Here is a 13,766-nt window from a genome sequence, read left to right on the forward strand (position 1 = left end):
CTTTTGACCTGAAATAAATAATTGAAGTGAGAAATTTGCACAGCCGACAAATAGTTTCTACTTTTGTCGCACGCAGCGGTCCTTTAACCATCAATTACGCATGGCTTTTATTTGCAGGCTATTTACGTTAGGGGAATAACTTCGCTTTGATATTTGATTTAGGGGCGCGGATAACGCCCCGTGAGAGGAAGTGTCGTGTCGGGATTATTTGGCGGGTAATTTAATATCTTTGAACATCGCTTCGATATCTTCATTCGAACGCAGGGCAACCGCAGTATCCACCACATCACGCGTCAAATGCGGCGCAAAGCGTTGAATAAAATCATACATATAGCTACGCAGGAAGGTGCTGCGGCGGAAACCGATCTTGGTGGTGCTGTGGCTGAAGATACCGTGCGCATCCAGACGAACCAGATCCGGGTCAGCAATCGGGTCAACCGCCATACTGGCAATCACCCCGACTCCCAGGCCGAGACGCACATAGGTTTTAATCACGTCGGCGTCGGTGGCGGTAAAGACGATGCGCGGCGTCAGGCCAGCGCGATTAAACGCGGTGTCGAGCTCTGAGCGGCCGGTAAAACCGAAGGTATAGGTGACCAGCGGATATTGAGCCAGTTCTTCGATAGTCACCGACTCTTTAGATGCCAGCGGATGCTCAGGCGTAACCACAATCGAGCGATTCCAGTGATAGCACGGCAGCATCACCAGATCGTCATACAGATGCAGCGCTTCAGTTGCGATGGCAAAGTCAGCGTTGCCCTTCGATACCGCTTCGGCAATCTGCGTGGGCGAGCCCTGATGCATATGCAGCGAAACGCGTGGATAGCGCTCGATAAAGCCCTTAATCACTCCCGGAAGCGCATAGCGAGCCTGAGTATGGGTGGTTGCCACGTAAAGCGAGCCTTTATCAGGCCAGGTATGCTCCCCCGCCACGGATTTGATAGCATCGACTTTAGACAGCACCTCGCGGGCGATGCGAATGATCTCCTGCCCCGCCGGCGTTACCTGCGTCAGGTGCTTCCCACTGCGCGCAAAAATCTGTACGCCCAGTTCATCCTCAAGCATACGCACCTGCTTACTGATCCCGGGCTGCGAGGTGTAGAGCCCCTCGGCGGTAGATGACACATTTAGGTTATGGTTAACCACTTCTACGATATAGCGAAGCTGTTGTAATTTCATGGCCTGTCCCGGATGAAAGCGGCGCGCATGCGCATGCTAAGACGATTTAATAATAAGAAAGGAGATTACTATAACCACTATATCATTTATAGCTTGTGTGTATAGCGGCGAGAAAAAAATAATAAGACGCATAAAAAAGGGCCGGATAACCGGCCCTTCTGGAACATTCACATGAGTGAAAGCTTATTTCTTACCTTCCACCCACTTGCCGTCGATGAAGAAGGCAGACCAGCCGGTCGCTTTGCCCTCTTTCTCAGCAGCCACATACTGCTGCTTCGTTTTACGGCTAAAACGTACCACCGTCTTGTTGCCTTCCGGATCCTGCTGTGGCGCATCGGCCAGATAGCGCAGTTTTTCCGGCAGACGATCGCGGAAGCGATACAGCTCTTCCACCAGCGGCGCGCGCGTTTCGCGTGATTTCGGGAAGGTATTGGCTGCGAGGAAGACCCCGGCGGCACCATCACGCAGCACGAAATAAGCATCCGACTTTTCACAGGGTAACTCCGGCAGCGGAACCGGATCTTCTTTCGGCGGCGCAACTTCACCATTACGCAGGATCTTACGCGTGTTTTTACAGTCGTCGTTGGTGCAGGCCATATACTTACCGAAGCGCCCCATTTTCAGGTGCATTTCGGAGCCGCACTTCTCACACTCGACTATCGGACCATCGTAACCCTTGATGCGGAACTCGCCCTCTTCGATCTCGTAGCCGTCACAGCCCGGGTTGTTACCGCAGACGTGCAGCTTACGCTTGGGATCGATAAGGTAGCTGTCCATCGCCGTGCCGCATTTCTGACAGCGGCGTTTGGCGCGCAGCGCGTTAGTTTCAGCATCGTCACCTTCCAGCACGTTCAGAACTTCGTTCTCAGGCACCAGATTGATGGTGGTTTTGCAGCGCTCTTTCGGCGACAGCGCATAGCCTGAGCAACCGAGGAACACGCCGGTACTGGCGGTACGGATACCCATCTTGCGACCGCAGGTCGGGCAATCGATGGTCGTCAGCACCATCTGATTCGGGCGCATACCGCCCTCTTCAGGATCTTTTTCAGCGGTATCGAGTTGCTTGGTAAAGTCGCTGAAGAAGTTGTCCAGTACCTTTTTCCACTCGGCCTGATGGTTCGCCACCTGGTCGAGGCTGCTCTCCATCTGCGCGGTAAAGTCGTAGTTCATCAGCTCGCGGAAGTTCTCTTCCAGGCGATCGGTGACGATTTCACCCATTTTTTCGGCGTAGAAACGGCGGTTTTCAACCCGCACATAGCCACGATCCTGAATGGTCGAAATGATGGATGCATAGGTAGACGGACGACCAATACCGCGTTTTTCCAGCTCTTTTACCAGCGACGCTTCGCTGAAGCGCGCAGGCGGTTTAGTGAAGTGCTGAGCAGGCATCAGTTCAATCAGCGACAGCGTGTCACCCTGATTTACCGCAGGCAGGGTGCGATCCTCATCGCCTTTACGCAGCGCCGGCATCACACGGGTCCAGCCATCGAAGCGCAGGATACGACCGCGCGCCTTCAGGCGGAACTCGCCCGCGCCAACGGTCAGCGTCGTGGAGTCATACTGGGCCGGTACCATCTGGCAGGCCACGAACTGGCGCCAGATCAGCTGGTACAGCTTCTGGGCGTCGGTTTCCATGTCCTTCAGCGACTCGGCAACCACGCTCACGTCGGAAGGACGAATGGCTTCATGCGCTTCCTGAGAGTTGTCTTTGCTGGCGTACTGGTTCGGCGACTCCGGCAGGTATTTTTTACCGAAGCTGCTGTCAATATAACCCCGCACCATGCTGATGGCATCCTGACTCAGGTTGGTGGAGTCGGTACGCATATAGGTGATGTAACCCGCTTCATACAGACGCTGAGCCATCATCATGGTTTTCTTCACGCCGAAGCCCAGACGGGTACTCGCCGCCTGTTGCAGGGTGGAGGTAATAAAGGGTGCGCCAGGCTTGCTGCTGGTCGGCTTATCTTCGCGCTCCAGTACGCTGTAACGCGCCTTTTCCAGCACGCTGACCGCGGCCATGGTCTGTTCGCGGTTGTCCGGGCGGAATGGCTTATCATTCTGGTGCGTCACCTGCACCGGCAGCGAATCGCCGCCCGGTGTTGCTAACGTGGCATCGACTTCCCAGTACTCTTCCGGGACGAATGCTTTAATTTCACGCTCGCGCTCCACCACCAGTCTCACCGCAACGGACTGAACGCGTCCGGCAGACAGGCCGCGGGCGATTTTCTTCCACAGCAGTGGCGATACCATATAGCCCACTACGCGATCCATAAAGCGGCGCGCCTGTTGGGCGTTGACACGGTCGAGGTTCAGCTCACCCGGTTTCTCAAACGCCTGGCGAATGGCGTTTTTAGTGATTTCATTAAACACTACGCGACTGTAGCGTTTGTCGTCGCCGCCGATGATTTCCCGCAGGTGCCATGCGATGGCTTCCCCTTCGCGGTCAAGGTCGGTTGCGAGATAGATGTGGTCAGCTTTTTCAGCCAGGGCTTTCAGCTCGGAAACCACCTTTTCTTTACCGGGCAGCACTTCATATTGTGCTTCCCACTCATGCCAGGGATCGACCCCCATGCGATTAACCAGCGCGCCGCGTTCATCCTTTTTGGCTTTTTTCGCCGTTTTGGTGGAGGCAGAGTTCGCGCTCTTTTTCGAAGCTGAGCCACTGGTCGGCAAATCCCGGACGTGACCAACGCTGGACTTAACCACGTAGTCATTTCCCAGATATTTATTGATCGTTTTGGCTTTTGCCGGGGACTCAACGATAACGAGAGCTTTACCCATATTCACCTTTACCTAATGTGTTTCGTCCAGGAAGTCGTCGCTTGCCGGATATCCTGCTGCTGACAACGTGCCGTTTAATATCGCGGCAGCGTCAGCAGATATCAACCCCGCATCCTGTTAACGCCTGTTGTTCACAAAGCACACGTTACTGAAATAACGTCTCTTTCTCTCTCAGCCGTTGCGGCGCGACGGAAGTTCGGTCGAATGTCAAGCAAATCTGATGCCTGATTTATGAAAGCGTCACACTCTACCTGATAAAATTCGTTACGCAACTTTATTAGCATGCAATCAGGGTTCATGCCAGAAAGCGCCCCCCTGCTATAACCCTGTTTGCAGCAGGGAAAATTTGCGCCGCGCCCGGGGACAGCAGTACACTTACGTCAGTTTGTAAGGAGCTAAAAATATGCAAGAAACTACCCAACCTATCGATAGCGAACGTCTGCTGGCCGAAGCTAACCGCCTCATCCGTGCACATGACGACTACATTGCCGGGATGGTTGCTACCAGCGTTACGCAGAAAAACGGCGTGCTGGTTTTCGGCGGCGAGTACTTTCTTGATGAGCAAGGGCTGCCCACCGCTAAAAGCACGGCGGCATTTAATATGTTCAAATATCTGGCCCACACGCTTTCTGAGAAATACCATCTGCAGGAGTAAAAAAAAGCGAGGCTCATGCCTCGCTTCTTTATTACTCCTACAGCAGCGGTTTCTGACCACGCTGCCAGAGGCGCAGCAACACGCCTTCTGCGCTTTTCGCTGCGCTCCCCGTGAATCGATCCATCAGTTTTTTACGCTGGGCAAACCGGATAGAAACCACGTCGTGCTGCTTCATCAGCGTCAGCAGCAGGTCATCGCTGGTCGACACCTCATCCACCAGTCCTTTCTCCTTCGCCTGAATACCGTACCAGTGCTCCCCGGTGGCGACTGCATCAATATCTAAAGACGGACGCATTTCGTGAACAAATGCTTTAAACAGCTGGTGCGTTTCATTCAGATCTTCACGAAACTTTTCGCGCCCCTCGTCAGTGTTTTCACCCAGCAGCGTCAGCGTACGTTTGTACTGACCGGCGGTATGCAGTTCGATGTCGATGTCGTTACGCTTGAGCAGGCGGTTAAAGTTAGGGATCTGCGCTACCACCCCAATGGAGCCGAGGATGGCAAAGGGTGCGGCGACAATTTTGTTCGCCACGCAGGCCATCATATACCCGCCGCTGGCGGCAACTTTATCTACCGCCACGGTGAGCGGAATATTACGCTCGCGCAGACGCTGCAGCTGTGAGGCGGCAAGCCCGTAGCCGTGAACCACGCCGCCGGGGCTTTCGAGACGCACCAGCACCTCATCCTGCGGTTTCGCTACTGCCAGCACGGCGGTGACTTCCTCGCGCAGCGATCCCACTTCGTGCGCATCCATGCTGCCCTTAAAATCGAGCACATAGACTTTCGATTTGCCCGGCGCGGCGCGTTCTCCACGTTTCGCCCGTGCTTTGGCCTCTTTGGCCTCCTGCTTACGCTTTTTCTTCTGCTCTTTGTGCCAGGCTTTTTGTTCATGCGGCTCGAGGAAAGCAACGGCCACCTCTTCCTGCATCTCTTTATACTCTTCGCTCAGGTTGGTTACCCGCAGCTCTCCCTTATGCTGCTTTTTACGCTGCGCCACGTTCACAATCAGGGTAACGACAATGGCAATAGCGACTACCACCGTTGCGATTTTGGCTAAGAACAATCCATACTCAGCAAGTAATTCCACAGATTCCGCCTTAATATCAAGCATTCACAATTGTTACAGTCTACCCGACGCGGGTAGTTGCGTCTCGCCTCAACTATAAACATGCGAGGCAGCTTCCTGAATTTCTTCATTGCAGTGAAACCTTTGCAAAATATTAACCACGGGGATTGTCTCCGCCGGGCTGATTGAATTCACTGTCATATTGAGGCATAAAGCGGGGACCAATGCGACATGAAACGGGCCGCTTAGCAACGACGCCGGCCACAGGAGCCTTCCGTGCACTACCAACCTCAATACGATCTGCTGCAAAACCGCATTATCCTCGTCACTGGCGCCACCGACGGCATCGGTAAAGAAGCGGCACTCACCTACGCCCGCTACGGTGCGCAGCTTGTTCTGCTCGGGCGCAACGAAGAAAAGCTGCAGCAGGTTGCGCAGGTAATCCACCAGCAGGGTTACGCGCTGCCGCAGTGGGCGGTGCTGGATATGGCGACCGCGACCCGCGCGGACTGTGATGCGGTGGCGCAGCAGGTTGGAGCGATGGTGCCGCGCCTCGACGGCGTGCTGCACAATGCCGGCGTGCTCGGGGATATCGTGCCAATGGATCAGCAGCAGGAAGCGCGCTGGCTCGAGGTGATGCAGGTTAATGTTAACGCTACCTTTTTCCTGACCCAGGCGCTGCTGCCTCTGCTGCTGAAGTCCGATTCCGGTTCGCTGGTCTTTACTACGTCCAGCGTAGGCCGTCAGGGCCGCGCCGACTGGGGTGCCTATGCGGTATCAAAATTCGCCACTGAAGGGATGATGCAGGTGCTGGCCGAAGAGTATAAACAGCATAACCTGCGGGTTAACTGTATCAATCCGGGTGGAACGCGTACCAAAATGCGCGCCAGCGCCTTCCCGACCGAAGACGCAGACAAGTTAAAAACGCCGCGCGATATTATGCCGGTTTACCTGTGGTTGATGGGAGATGACAGCCGTCGTAAAACCGGCATGAGCGTGGACGCGCAGCCGGGCCGCAAAGCGGGTATTGCCGAATGAGTGATGATCGCCACCAGCAGCGCCAGCAAAAAGTAAAAGAAAAAGTGGATGCCCGTATCGCGGCCGCCCAGGAAGAGCGCGGCATCCTGATGGTATTTACCGGCAACGGGAAAGGTAAAACCACCGCCGCCTTCGGCACGGTCACGCGCGCCATCGGTCACGGTAAAAAAGCGGCTGTCATTCAGTTCATCAAAGGTGAATGGCCTAACGGCGAGCGCAACCTGCTGGAGCCGCACGGCGTGGAGTTCCAGGTGATGGCAACGGGATTTACCTGGGATACGCAGAATCGCGAAACCGACACCGCCGCCTGCCTCGCCGTCTGGCAGCACGCGGAACGGATGCTGGCTGATCCGGCGCTGGATCTGGTGGTGCTGGATGAGCTTACCTATATGGTGGCGTACGACTACCTGCAGTTGGAAACGGTGCTGACGGCGTTACAAAATCGCCCCGCGCAGCAGACGGTGATTATCACCGGGCGCGGCTGTCACCGCGACATCACGGCAGTAGCCGATACGGTGACCGAGATGCGCCCGGTCAAACATGCGTTTGATGCCGGTATTAAGGCGCAACTGGGGATCGACTACTGAGAGCGGCTCCCCGCGTAATGGGGGAGCCGAAAGGATTAGCTGTTTTTGTTGCGGGTACTGCCCTGACGCGTGCTGCCGGGACGGCTACTGCTGCTGCGACGGGTGTTGTTATTGTTGATTTCGCTGTGGCGTTTTACCGCACGGCGGATCTGGTTCGCCTTCATGCGGCGACGATCTTTTTCAACTGCCACTTTACTGGCGGTTTCCGGCGTTAATTCCACCAGTTCGCGCAGATAGTTGGTCTGTGCGAGATCCAGTTCGGTATAGCCGCCGCGCGGCAGGCCTTTTGGCAGCAGGATATCGCCGTAGCGCACGCGAATAAGACGGCTCACCTGCACGCCTACCGCTTCCCACAGGCGACGCACTTCGCGGTTGCGCCCTTCGGTCAGGGTGACGTTATACCACTGGTTGATGCCTTCCCCGCCGGTAAAGCGAATGGTTTTAAACGCCGCCGGACCGTCTTCCAGCTGCACGCCGCGGCCCAGCTCACGGATTTTTGCGTCGTCCACTTCACCAAACACACGCACGGCGTATTCACGCTCAACTTCGCGGCTCGGGTGCATCAGACGGTTCGCCAGTTCACCATCGGTGGTGAACAGCAGCAGACCGCAGGTATTGACGTCGAGACGGCCTACCGCGATCCAGCGCGCGCCGCGCAGTTTTGGCAGGCGATCGAATACCGTCGGGCGACCTTCCGGATCGTTGCGGGTGCACAGCTCGCCTTCCGGCTTGTAATACGCCAGCACGCGGCAGATCTGCTCTACCGATTCTTTGACCGCAACCAGGTGACCGTCAATGCGGATTTTAAGGGCTGGCGTCACTTCTACGCGGTCGCCGAGGGTGGCAATTTTGCCATCAACGCTCACGCGACCGGCTTCAATTTTGGCTTCGATTTCGCGGCGCGACCCGTGACCTGCGCGCGCCAGGACTTTCTGTAACTTTTCGCTCATGGAGCTTCCTTTGAGTGTCGCCTTCCCAGGCGTCGGAGTGGGTGTACTAAATAGGGTAGAAAATCAACGTATTACGTTTTTTCAGACCGGATATTATACCTGCTTTGTTGGCTGCTGTAACGGCATTTATTCAGTGCGCCCGGCGCTGATTACCCGGCTGAAAGGGAGGCAGAATAAGTTATCTATGTGTTTGATTTACGTTAGGTAATCGTAATTAACGATTAATTACCCGGGTAATAATGCCGATGAATTAGTAAGAACAGTAATAATTATAAGGAAATAATAATGAACAAAACTCTGTTACTGCTGTTGAGTTTCACCTGCGGCGCAGCGCTGGCAGCGGACACCGGTTCCGCAACCATCAAAGCACAGTCTCAGTCCCTGATTCGTCAGGCCGGACACCCCTGTAACCTGGTCAACGGCGTCTACCCTGCGGCCTTTGGCGGCTCGGTGACCGTGGTGTGCGATGATGATCTCCGCTACGTCATTAAAAACAAAGGCGGGAATTTTGTGGTGGAGGAAGCGGAATAGTCAGCGTGTTAACGCCGCCGCAGGGTGCGGCGGCATGACATTTACAGGAACGGTGTGAGGTCGCCCACCCCTTCACGCAGGATCACCGGGGCGTCATCGGTAAGATCGATAACCGTAGTAGGCTGCTGGCCCAGATAGCCGCCGTGAATAATCAAATCCACCTGCTTCTCCAGCCGATCCTTAATCTCATCCGGATCGGACTCGGTAAACTCGTTCCCGGGCAGCATCAGCGACGTCGAGAGCATCGGCTCGTTCAGCGCTTCCAGCAACGCTATCGCAATAGGATTCGACGGCACGCGCAGGCCGATGGTTTTACGCTTCTCCTGCAACAGGCGGCGCGGCACCTCTTTCGTCCCTTTCAGGATAAAGGTGTAGTTGCCGGGCGTATTGTTTTTTATCAGCCTGAACGCCACGTTATCGACATGCGAATAGGTAGATAACTCCGACAAATCGCGGCACATCAGGGTGAAGTTATGCCCGTCCGGCAGATGACGAATGCGGCAGATGCGCTCCATCGCGCCTTTATCTTCGAGCTTACAGCCCAGAGCGTAACCGGAGTCGGTCGGGTAGATAATCACGCCGCCCTTACGGACGATCTCAACGGCCTGGTTGATCAGCCGCTGCTGTGGGTTATCGGGATGAATATAGAAGAACTGGCTCATACTACCTCTCTTTGTATCGCTTCCGGTGGCGTCCAGCGTGCCCATACTGGCTCAAGGCCTGCCGGCATCCAGAGTTTACGGCCAAGCTCAATCCAGGCGCAGGGCTGATGAAAATCGGATCCCTGCGAGCCAAGCAGCCCATACTGCCCGGCCCAGGCGCTAAGCTGGCTGCGCTCATTAGGTGCCTGCTGGCACTGCGCGACCTCCATTGCATCGCCGCCCTTTTCCGCGAACCACGCCAGTAGCCGTTTCAACCACTTTGTGGAGAGACCGTAGCGACCGGGGTGCGCAACGACGGCAAGCCCACCGGAATGATGAATGACATCAATGGCTTGTTCTATTGTACACCACTGCGGCGGGACATAGCCGGTTTTCCCTTTCGCCAGATAATGTTTGAAAACATCGGCCATGTTGTTCGCACGCCCGTCTTCGATGAGAAACCGGGCGAAGTGGCCGCGGGTAACTGCCCCGCCATCGGCCAGACGCTGCGCCCCTTCCAGCGCACCGGGAATACGCGCTTTAGCGAGGCGCTCCGCCATCATCACCGCCCGCTGACGGCGCTTGTCTGCCTGTTCGGCCAGCAGCTGAACCAGCGCCGGATGGTCAATGTCCATGTTGAGCCCGACGATATGGATCTCGTGATTTTCCCACAGCGTGGAAATTTCAACGCCGTTGATCAACGTCAGCGGCAGGCCGGCGCGCGCAATTTCTGCCCGTGCCGGGGCGATACCCTGGGTGGTGTCATGGTCCGTGATCGCCAGCGTGCCAACGCGCATTTCAACGGCGCGATGCACCAGCTGCTCGGGGGTTAATACGCCGTCCGACACGGTGGTGTGGCTGTGCAGGTCATAAATCAGGGGAATTTCGGGTGTGCTCAAAACGACTCCAGGCCAGTGAAACGGATGATTCAGCGGCCATGATAACGATTCCTGATAAATATCTGAAACCTGGGGTTGACTTTATTTCATTGAACCAGTTAACTAGTACGCAAGTTCACGCACAACAGGGTATCTGACATGAAAGCACGTATCGCACTTCGCATCTGGTGGCGCAGCTCCTGATATCGGGCGGTGTATTCACATGTGCGTTCCACGCAATCAGATACCAGGCCCGCTTAACGCGGGCTTTTTTTTGAGCAGCATTATAACGAGAGCAGATCATGCAAACACAAAAACCGGCACTCGAACTTCTTAGCGCTGACGGGCAGTACCGGGATAACCCGACGGCGCTGTTTAATCAGCTCTGCGCCAGCCGTCCGGCTACCCTGCTGCTGGAATCAGCAGACATCGACAGTAAAGATGACCTGAAAAGCCTGCTGCTGGTGGATAGCGCGCTGCGCATTACCGCCTTGGGTGACACTGTCACTATTACCGCACTGACCGAGAACGGCACCGGTCTGTTAACATTGCTTGATGAGGCTCTGCCGGCGGGCGTAGATAATCAACCCTGTGCTGATGGCCGTACCCTGCGCTTTCCTGCCGTGAGTAATCTGCTCGATGAAGATGCCCGTCTGTGTTCCCTTTCGGTATTTGATGCTTTCCGCCTGCTGCAAAACCTGGTCACCGTTCCCGCCGACGAACGCGAAGCGATGTTTTTTGGCGGACTGTTCGCCTATGACCTTGTGGCCGGCTTTGAAGAACTGCCTGCCCTGCGCACGGAAAATAGCTGCCCGGACTACTGCTTCTATCTGGCCGAAACCTTACTGGTGATCGACCACCAGAAAAAAAGCACCCGCATTCAGGCCAGCCTGTTTACCCCGTCAGTAACAGAGCGTGAGCGCCTCACGGCCCGCATGGCAGAGATCAAACAGCAGCTTACTCTGCCTGCCGCCCCGCTGCCGGTCGAGGCCGTGCCGCAGATGCAGGCTGGCTGTAGCCAGACCGATGATGAATTCGGCAGCGTGGTGCGCGCCATGCAGAAAGCGATCCGCGCCGGGGAAATCTTCCAGGTAGTGCCGTCGCGTCGCTTTACGCTGCCCTGCCCGTCGCCGCTGGCGGCGTACGACACGCTGAAAAAGAGCAACCCCAGCCCGTACATGTTTTTTATGCAGGATCGCGACTTCACGCTGTTCGGTGCCTCGCCGGAAAGCTCCCTCAAGTATGACCAGACCTCGCGTCAGATTGAGATCTACCCGATTGCCGGCACCCGCCCGCGCGGACGTCGCGCTGACGGCTCGCTGGATCGCGACCTCGACAGCCGCATCGAACTTGAAATGCGCACTGACCATAAAGAGCTGTCTGAGCACCTGATGCTGGTGGACCTGGCGCGCAATGACCTGGCGCGCATCTGCACACCAGGAACGCGCTACGTCGCCGACCTGACCAAAGTTGACCGCTACTCCTTCGTGATGCACCTGGTCTCGCGCGTGGTGGGCGAACTGCGTCACGATCTCGACGCGCTGCATGCCTATCGCGCCTGCATGAACATGGGCACCCTCAGCGGCGCACCGAAAGTGCGGGCGATGCAACTTATCGCCGACGCGGAAGGCACGCGCCGCGGCAGCTACGGCGGCGCGGTGGGTTACTTCACTGCGCATGGCGATCTCGATACCTGCATCGTCATTCGTTCAGCCTGGGTGGAAAACGGCATTGCCACGGTGCAGGCCGGGGCCGGCGTGGTGCTGGACTCAGTGCCGCAGTCCGAAGCCGACGAAACCCGCAATAAAGCCCGCGCGGTACTGCGCGCTATCGCTACCGCACACCATGCTCAGGAGATTTTCTGATGGCTGACATTCTGCTGCTCGATAACTTTGATTCCTTTACGTACAACCTGGCAGATCAGCTGCGCGCGAGCGGTCATAACGTGGTGATCTACCGCAACCACGTCCCGGCTCAGACATTGATTGACCGCCTGGCGACTATGGACAACCCGGTGCTGATGCTCTCCCCCGGCCCCGGCACGCCGTCCGAAGCAGGCTGTATGCCGGAGCTGCTGACCCGCGTCCGCGGCACGCTGCCGGTGATCGGCATCTGCCTCGGTCATCAGGCGATTGTCGAAGCCTATGGCGGTTACGTGGGCCAGGCGGGCGAGATCCTGCACGGCAAAGCATCCAGCATTGAGCATGACGGTCAGGGAATGTTCAGCGGCCTCGCCAACCCGCTGCCGGTTGCGCGTTACCACTCGCTGGTCGGGAGCGACATCCCGGCCGGGCTCACCGTCAATGCGCACTTCAACGGCATGGTGATGGCGGTACGTCACGATACCGACCGGGTGTGCGGTTTCCAGTTCCATCCCGAATCCATTCTCACCACTCAGGGGGCACGCCTGCTGGAGCAGACCCTGGCCTGGGCGCTGACCCGGCAGCAGCCGCAGAATGCTATCCAGCCGATCCTTGAGAAACTCTATGGCGCGCAAACGCTGAGCCGCGAAGAGAGCCACCAGCTGTTCAGCGCTGTGGTACGCGGCGAGCTGAAGCCGGAGCAGCTGGCTGCCGCGCTGGTAAGCATGAAGGTGCGCGGCGAGCAGCCGGTTGAGATCGCCGGTGCCGCTTCCGCCCTGCTGGAAGATGCCGCCCCGTTCCCGCGCCCCGACTACCCGTTCGCTGACATCGTCGGCACCGGCGGCGACGGCAGCAACAGTATTAACATCTCTACCGCCAGCGCCTTTGTTGCTGCGGCGCTGGGGCTGAAAGTGGCGAAACACGGCAACCGCAGCGTGTCCAGCCGCTCTGGCTCTTCGGACCTGCTGGCCGCATTCGGCATCAATCTTGATATGAGCGCGGAAGCCTCCCGCGAGGCGCTGGACGATCTCGGGGTCTGTTTCCTGTTTGCTCCGAAGTACCACACCGGGTTCCGTCACGCCATGCCGGTGCGCCAGCAGTTGAAAACCCGCACGCTGTTCAACGTGCTCGGCCCGCTGATTAACCCGGCGCATCCGCCGCTGGCGTTGATCGGTGTTTACAGCCCGGAACTGGTACTGCCGATTGCTGAAACCCTGCGCGTGCTGGGCTATAAGCGGGCCGCGGTGGTGCACAGCGGCGGAATGGATGAGGTTTCGCTGCACGCCCCGACGTTTGTCGCGGAGCTGCATAATGATGAGATCACAAGCTACCAGCTTACTGCGGAGGACTTCGGTCTGGCGCCGTACCAGCAGGAGGAGCTGGCAGGCGGTACGCCGGAAGAAAACCGTGACATTCTTACCCGCCTGTTACAAGGTAAAGGCGAGCGCGCGCATGAAGCGGCGGTGGCGGCAAACGTTGCCATGCTGATGCGCCTGCACGGAAAAGAAGACTTAAAAGCCAACGCACAACAGGTGCTGACAGTGCTACATAACGGCGGCGCTTACGACCGCGTCACCGCGCTGGCAGCCAGAGGGTAA

At 56.9% G+C, this 13,766-nt stretch carries 12 protein-coding genes and 1 other annotated feature; of the genes, 6 read left to right on the plus strand and 6 right to left on the minus strand.

Annotated elements, in window-relative coordinates; all coding sequences use genetic code 11:
• Positions 1–204: 204 nt before the first annotated feature.
• Together cysB and topA are read right to left on the minus strand one after the other, a co-directional pair.
• Positions 205–1,179: an HTH-type transcriptional regulator CysB gene (cysB, locus tag KFZ77_RS10675; protein WP_264384165.1), complete on the minus strand. Its 975-nt coding sequence runs from the start codon at positions 1,177–1,179 to the stop codon at positions 205–207.
• A 183-nt stretch (positions 1,180–1,362) separates the two neighbouring features.
• The gene (gene topA, locus KFZ77_RS10680; protein ID WP_264384166.1) at positions 1,363–3,960 is read right to left on the minus strand and encodes a type I DNA topoisomerase; all 2,598 of its coding nucleotides are present in this window, start codon (positions 3,958–3,960) and stop codon (positions 1,363–1,365) included.
• Between the two features lie 403 nt (positions 3,961–4,363).
• Here topA and KFZ77_RS10685 point away from each other — a divergent pair, with 403 nt between their 5' ends.
• Entirely contained in the window at positions 4,364–4,615 is a 252-nt protein-coding gene (locus KFZ77_RS10685) for a YciN family protein (RefSeq protein WP_264384167.1), read from the plus strand.
• 37 nt (positions 4,616–4,652) lie between these two features.
• On the opposite strand, the gene sohB is transcribed toward KFZ77_RS10685, so the two are convergent.
• Positions 4,653–5,702, minus strand: coding sequence for a protease SohB (gene sohB / locus KFZ77_RS10690; protein ID WP_035891670.1), 1,050 nt, complete (start codon positions 5,700–5,702; stop codon positions 4,653–4,655).
• 255 nt (positions 5,703–5,957) lie between these two features.
• Between sohB and KFZ77_RS10695 the strand changes: the two genes are divergently transcribed.
• Positions 5,958–6,719 carry a YciK family oxidoreductase gene (locus tag KFZ77_RS10695; protein ID WP_264384168.1) on the plus strand — a complete coding sequence of 254 codons (762 nt, stop codon included), beginning with the start codon at positions 5,958–5,960 and terminating at the stop codon, positions 6,717–6,719.
• Positions 6,716–7,306: a cob(I)yrinic acid a,c-diamide adenosyltransferase gene (gene cobO, locus KFZ77_RS10700; RefSeq protein ID WP_264384169.1), complete on the plus strand. Its 591-nt coding sequence runs from the start codon at positions 6,716–6,718 to the stop codon at positions 7,304–7,306. The genes KFZ77_RS10695 and cobO overlap by 4 nt, the downstream gene beginning before the upstream one ends.
• Before the next feature lie 35 nt (positions 7,307–7,341).
• Here cobO and rluB read toward each other — a convergent pair whose 3' ends face one another.
• Positions 7,342–8,256, minus strand: a complete 915-nt coding sequence (gene rluB / locus KFZ77_RS10705; protein ID WP_031524079.1) for a 23S rRNA pseudouridine(2605) synthase RluB — start codon at positions 8,254–8,256, stop codon at positions 7,342–7,344.
• A gap of 285 nt (positions 8,257–8,541) precedes the next feature.
• Here rluB and KFZ77_RS10710 point away from each other — a divergent pair, with 285 nt between their 5' ends.
• Complete coding sequence (locus tag KFZ77_RS10710) at positions 8,542–8,787, plus strand: hypothetical protein (RefSeq protein ID WP_031524077.1); 246 nt, start codon at positions 8,542–8,544, stop codon at positions 8,785–8,787.
• Positions 8,788–8,828: 41 nt separating this feature from the next.
• Here the strand turns inward: KFZ77_RS10710 and KFZ77_RS10715 are convergent, their stop codons facing one another.
• A complete protein-coding gene (locus KFZ77_RS10715; protein ID WP_031524076.1) occupies positions 8,829–9,449 on the minus strand; it encodes an L-threonylcarbamoyladenylate synthase in 621 nt (206 codons plus the stop codon).
• On the minus strand, positions 9,446–10,327 hold the full coding sequence (rnm, locus tag KFZ77_RS10720; protein WP_264384170.1) for an RNase RNM: 882 nt from the start codon (positions 10,325–10,327) through the stop codon (positions 9,446–9,448). Before rnm ends, KFZ77_RS10715 begins: the two co-directional genes overlap by 4 nt.
• 159 nt (positions 10,328–10,486) lie before the next feature.
• Positions 10,487–10,582, plus strand: a sequence feature (Trp leader region).
• A 26-nt stretch (positions 10,583–10,608) separates the two neighbouring features.
• On the opposite strand from rnm, the gene KFZ77_RS10725 reads away from it, so the two are divergent.
• Both KFZ77_RS10725 and trpD read left to right on the plus strand, forming a co-directional pair.
• Positions 10,609–12,171 (plus strand): anthranilate synthase component 1, encoded by a 1,563-nt coding sequence (locus KFZ77_RS10725; protein ID WP_264384171.1) that lies wholly within the window; start codon positions 10,609–10,611, stop codon positions 12,169–12,171.
• Entirely contained in the window at positions 12,171–13,766 is a 1,596-nt protein-coding gene (trpD, locus tag KFZ77_RS10730; protein ID WP_264384172.1) for a bifunctional anthranilate synthase glutamate amidotransferase component TrpG/anthranilate phosphoribosyltransferase TrpD, read from the plus strand. The genes KFZ77_RS10725 and trpD overlap by 1 nt, the downstream gene beginning before the upstream one ends.

This window comes from Siccibacter colletis (assembly GCF_025914095.1).
Classification (GTDB): domain Bacteria; phylum Pseudomonadota; class Gammaproteobacteria; order Enterobacterales; family Enterobacteriaceae; genus Siccibacter; species Siccibacter colletis.

Bases quoted from the DNA above. Each gene is read 5' to 3' on its own strand.
- cysB (WP_264384165.1), bottom strand. From the start codon at position 1,179: ATGAAATTACAACAGCTTCGCTATATCGTAGAAGTGGTTAACCATAAC.
- topA (WP_264384166.1), bottom strand. From the start codon at position 3,960: ATGGGTAAAGCTCTCGTTATCGTTGAGTCCCCGGCAAAAGCCAAAACG.
- KFZ77_RS10685 (WP_264384167.1), top strand. From the start codon at position 4,364: ATGCAAGAAACTACCCAACCTATCGATAGCGAACGTCTGCTGGCCGAA.
- cobO (WP_264384169.1), top strand. From the start codon at position 6,716: ATGAGTGATGATCGCCACCAGCAGCGCCAGCAAAAAGTAAAAGAAAAA.
- rluB (WP_031524079.1), bottom strand. From the start codon at position 8,256: ATGAGCGAAAAGTTACAGAAAGTCCTGGCGCGCGCAGGTCACGGGTCG.
- KFZ77_RS10710 (WP_031524077.1), top strand. From the start codon at position 8,542: ATGAACAAAACTCTGTTACTGCTGTTGAGTTTCACCTGCGGCGCAGCG.
- KFZ77_RS10715 (WP_031524076.1), bottom strand. From the start codon at position 9,449: ATGAGCCAGTTCTTCTATATTCATCCCGATAACCCACAGCAGCGGCTG.
- KFZ77_RS10725 (WP_264384171.1), top strand. From the start codon at position 10,609: ATGCAAACACAAAAACCGGCACTCGAACTTCTTAGCGCTGACGGGCAG.
- trpD (WP_264384172.1), top strand. From the start codon at position 12,171: ATGGCTGACATTCTGCTGCTCGATAACTTTGATTCCTTTACGTACAAC.